Below are 4122 nucleotides of genomic sequence, written 5' to 3'. Positions count from 1 at the left end.
TCGGCGGAGCCGGCCAAGCCCGCCGCTGCGGCTGCCAAGCCGGCGGCCAAGGGCCGCAAGAAGCCGGCCGCGACGCCGGCCAAGCCGGAGCCCGTGCCCGCCGCCACCGAGACCAAGCAGGCGCCGCTGACCCTGCTGCGCCAGGCCATCGAGGAAGCTTCCGACGATCAGGGCTGGGCCGGGCTCGGCAGCGTGGGCAGCTATCTGAACAAGGTGCGCCCGGATTTCGATCCGCGCCTGTACGGGCACAAGAAGCTCAGCGACCTGCTGCGCCGGCTGTCGTCGCACTTCGAACTGGAGGAGCGCGGCAACGAGGGCGGCGGCAAGCGCATCTTCGTGCGCTCGCGCGGATGAGCCGTCCGCTGCCACTCGCACTGGTGCGTGCCGTCGTGGCGCGCAATGGCACACACAGGTGCACGCCACGATGAGCGATCGACCCTACGCCCCGTCCTGCGACCGCAACCGCGATCCGATCCTGCAGGTGCTGCAGCGGCAGTTCGCCGATCGTCGCCAGGTGCTGGAGATCGGTAGCGGCACCGGCCAGCACGCGGTGCATTTCGCCGCGGCGCTGCCGCAGCTGACCTGGCAATGCAGCGAGCGCGCCGAGCACCTGCCCGGCATCGCGCAGTGGCTGGAGGTGGCGGCGCTGCCGAACACGCCGCCGGCGCTGGCGCTGGACGTGCGCGAGGGGCCGTGGCCGCGCACCGGCTACGATGCGGTGTTCACTTCCAACACCTTGCACATCATGGGCTGGGACGCGGTGCAGGCGTTCTTCGCCGGCGTCGGCCAACTGCTGGCAAACAGCGCCGACGGCATGCTGGTGGTCTACGGCCCCTTCAACTACGGCGGCGCCTTCACCAGCGACAGCAATCGCGACTTCGATGCGTGGCTGAAGGCGCGGGACCCGGCCAGCGGCATCCGCGATGCCGAGGCGGTGGACGCGCTGGCGCAGGCGCAGGGCCTGACGTTGCAGGAAGACGTGGCGATGCCGGCCAACAACCGCTGCCTGGTCTGGCGCCGCGGCTGAGGCAGGAGCGCCACCCGGCGATGCCTTGGCGCCGTGCGGATGCGCGATCGCGCAGGCGGATTCGCCGTGGGCGCCCAATCTGACTGCGTCAGCCATGTCGTGACTGTGCATGCGTCTGCGCGGTCGTACCGAATACGCCGACGTGCTTGATGCAGCACTGTCTTGGCCGGTCCATGCCTGCGCTGCATGGTGGGCGACGCAGTAGGCGTTGTGTCCAGGTGACGAAGCCGCACTCTCTCCCTCATCACGGGTTCACTGCCGTGCCACGGCGGATTCACCGCGCGCTTGCGACTGTGCGCCGACACCCGCCGCCGCCGATATGCCTGCAGCCGGTGCTTCCTTCCTTCGCCACGGAGCGTTCCCATGGACAACAACGACAAAGCCCGCGATCTCAATCGCGATCCGATTTCCGGCACCCCGGGTTCGCATCCGGTCGGGGTCGGCATTGGCGGTACCGCCGGCGGCGTGGCCGCGGGCGCGCTGGCCGGCACCGTGTTCGGGCCGCTCGGCACCTTGATCGGCGCGGCGGTCGGCGTGGTGGCCGGTGCGGCGGCGGGCAAGGGCGTGGCCGAGCGCATCGATCCCACCGGCGAGGATGCGTACTGGCGCGAGGAATACCGCAACCGCGACTACGCCAAGGCCGATTACGACTACGACCGCGACTACGCCGCGGCCTATGGCCTGGGCCTGCAGGCACGCGAGCAGTACCCCTCGCGCACCTGGGACGAACACGAGCGCGAGCTGTCGCACGACTGGGGCACGCGCCGTGGCGACTCGCGCCTGGAGTGGGACGAGGCGCGGCTGGCCGCGCGCGATTCCTGGGAGCGTGCCGACGCCACCTACCGCACCTACGAGGACAGCGATCGCTACTACGCCGATCGCTTCGACACCGTGGACTACCGCGAGACCGACAGCAGCTACGACGACTACCGCCCGGCCTACCGCTACGGCGTGCAGGCGCGCAGCCGCTACCGCGATCGCGTCTGGGACGACCGCCTGGACACGGACCTGGAAAGCGGCTGGGAGCGCGCCAAGGATCGCTCGCGGCTGAGCTGGGCGCAGGCCAAGGCGGCGGTGCGCGAGGCCTTCGATTCCGATCGCTACGATCGCCCGGGCCGCGGCAACCCGCCCGATCCGCGGGTCTGATTCGACGTTCGTTGCGTTGAATGGCACTCGGTCGAGTTGCCACCGGGCACTCGACCGAATCGCATCCTGATACGACACAGCGGCCGCTGCATAGGGCTGCTGTGTCGTATGCGGAGTCTACGGAAGCAACCATGTGGGAGGGACTTCAGTCCCGACGCGCAGATCCTTCCGTATCGACATCATCGCGATCGACCGGGATCCAGCTGCATGGCAGTGACGCGCGGTATGCCGCTGGGAATAGGCTGCATCGTCACCGGGTGACATGGCAGGTCGCGGTTGAAGTTGTTCCTGCAGCCTGCCCCCTACAGTCTGTCCGATGTCGGCGAACGCGCTGGAGGTTGCTGAACCTTCGGTTGCAACGGATCGTCCGCCTGCGCCTGCGCCTGCGCCTGCGCCTCTTCCTCTGCCCGCGCCTGTGCCTCGGCCTGTGCCTCCGCCTCCGCATCTTCCTTCAACGCAGCATCCCACCATGCTGGCGCCGCCAGCGGTTCTTCTCCATAGCCGTTCATGCAACCTGTTCGTTGCTGCTCCAGGCGCTTGTAGTCCAGGGTGAGACGCTGCACGTCCTGTTGCTCTGGCCACTCGGTGTAGGCGAAGTAGCCCTCGTACTGGTTCCCATGGATGCAGGCGATATACGAGTCCGCTCGCAACCCGGCTGCCTGAAAGACCAACACCCGCGCTTCGCCGTTGCGATCCAGGCGGCCATGGAAGACCGTCCATTTGCCCGACGCGCAACTCGCGCCGGAGATCCCCATGTAGCTCAGGCACGGGATCGACCACACGTCCTGCTGGACGCGGATCCTCGCGCCCGAGAGTGGCCGATCGGGTCCCGCCACGACACGGATCGTGATGAACCGCGGCATGATCCAGGGGCCGGCGTGCTCCGCCAGTAGGTAGAACAGCAGGAAGGCGCCCACCAGCGCCATGCATGCGAGTTTGAGCAAACGCTTCACGCGATGTTCCTTCGAGGGTGATGCGGCCGTGGATCGCTGGCGATCCACGCAACGTGCGGATGATGCCCAAGGCCGGCCGCCCTGGGCGATGCCGCCGTCCTGCGTGCGGCTGGAGTCGGGCCGCGGCTGCAGCCACTCCTGCAGCAAATGCACGGACGCCATGGAACGCGGCAGAGCAGCAGGCGCAGCGCCAGCCGCGCCGCGTTCGGTCAGACGCCCTCGATGCTGCCATTGCGCCGCTGCAAGGTGGCGGGCGTTCGTCTCCCGCTCAGGCCGCCTGCACGATATGCAGCGCCTTCGGGTTGCGCCAGGTCGCCAGCAGCCGCGCTTCCTGTTGCTTGGCCTCGTGCAGGTGCGCTTCCTTGACGTGGCCGTAGCCGCGGATGTGTTCCGGGATGCTGGCGATCTGCACCGCCAGCGCCAGGTTGTCCGCCTGCAGCCGCTGCAGCAGTTCGTCCACGGTAGCGAGGTAGTCGGCGATCAGTTGCCGTTCGCCGCGCCGCTCGGCGCTGTAGCCGAACACGTCGAAGGTGCCACCGCGCAACCGGCGCAACTTGGCCAGCCACTTGAACGCGGTGAACATCCACGGGCCGTATTCGCGCTTGCGCAGCCGGCCTTGCGCGTCCTTCTTCGCCAGCAGCGGCGGCGCCAGGTGGAAGCGCACGCGGTAGTCGCCTTCGAACTGCGCCTGCAGCTGCTGCGCGAACGCGCCGCTGGTGTACAGCCGTGCCACTTCGTACTCGTCCTTGTAGGCCATCAGCTTGAATGCGTAGCGCGCCACCGCTTCGGTCAGCGCGGTCGAGGCCGGGGCCACGCGCTGCTCGGCAGCGCGCACGCACTCCACCAGCGCGGTGTAGCGTGCGGCGTAGGCGGCGTCCTGGTAATCGACCAGGAAGGCGTGGCGGCGCGCGACCAGCTCGGGCAGCGAGCGCGACAGGCGGCTGTCGTCCAGCGGCGCGTGCCCGGCCTCGCCGCTGTCGGCGGCGGCCGGCAGCT

At 68.9% G+C, this 4122-nt stretch carries 5 protein-coding genes; 3 read left to right on the top strand and 2 right to left on the bottom strand.

The features are described 5' to 3' along the window. From D183_RS0102600 to D183_RS0102590, 3 genes are all read left to right on the top strand, one after another. The coding region (locus tag D183_RS0102600) for an OST-HTH/LOTUS domain-containing protein (RefSeq protein ID WP_017907612.1) at positions 1-354 on the top strand (354 nt) is incomplete at its 5' end. Positions 355-424: 70 nt separating this feature from the next. Continuing rightward, a complete protein-coding gene (locus D183_RS0102595) occupies positions 425-1027 on the top strand; it encodes a DUF938 domain-containing protein (protein WP_017907611.1) in 603 nt (200 codons plus the stop codon). Between the two features lie 363 nt (positions 1028-1390). Then, entirely contained in the window at positions 1391-2173 is a 783-nt protein-coding gene (locus D183_RS0102590; protein ID WP_010340940.1) for a hypothetical protein, read from the top strand. A 302-nt stretch (positions 2174-2475) separates the two neighbouring features. Here D183_RS0102590 and D183_RS0102585 read toward each other — a convergent pair whose 3' ends face one another. Together D183_RS0102585 and D183_RS23850 are read right to left on the bottom strand one after the other, a co-directional pair. Further along, positions 2476-3126, bottom strand: coding sequence for a hypothetical protein (locus D183_RS0102585; protein WP_232757186.1), 651 nt, complete (start codon positions 3124-3126; stop codon positions 2476-2478). Positions 3127-3394: 268 nt separating this feature from the next. Then, positions 3395-4122: DUF6537 domain-containing protein (locus tag D183_RS23850; protein ID WP_039725940.1), on the bottom strand; the 728-nt coding region annotated here is incomplete at its 5' end.

The sequence above is a fragment of the Xanthomonas sp. SHU 199 genome, assembly GCF_000364665.1.
GTDB lineage: Bacteria > Pseudomonadota > Gammaproteobacteria > Xanthomonadales > Xanthomonadaceae > Xanthomonas_A > Xanthomonas_A sontii.
Note: the sequence above shows the minus strand (reverse complement) of the source record. Positions and strands in the feature narration are given on the sequence as shown.